The sequence below is a fragment of the Soonwooa sp. T0.1_25 genome (assembly GCF_057652215.1).
Genome location: NZ_JBYFBZ010000074.1, coordinates 1 through 334 on the forward strand (window position 1 = coordinate 1; position 334 = coordinate 334).

Annotated in this window: 1 protein-coding gene; it reads left to right on the forward strand. The window is 42.5% G+C overall.

The window, feature by feature from the left end; all coding sequences use genetic code 11:
- Positions 1-334, forward strand: a 334-nt coding sequence (locus AC23MB_RS14405; protein WP_487787660.1) for a transposase, incomplete at both ends; no start/stop codon positions are given.

A 334-nucleotide genomic window follows, 5' to 3' on the forward strand; every position in this document is an offset into this window, starting at 1 on the left:
CCCGTGACCGAGAAGGAAGTTTTGATCCTGCCCTAGTTCCCAAAAGACACAATATTATCGATGGTTTGGAGAACATCATCATCTCCTTCTATGCCAAAGGAATGAGCGTGAGCGATATAGAGGAACAGATCCGTGAGATGTATGATTTTGAGGTCTCTACTTCAACAATTTCAAGAATCACCAGTGCTGTTGCAAGCGAGGTAACCGCTTGGCAGAACCGTCCTTTGGATGATCTGTATCTGATTGTCTGGATGGACGGAATTGTTTTTAAGGTAAGAGAAAATTCCAAAGTCATCAACAAAACCATTTATCTTGCCGTTGGTTTGAATCGAGA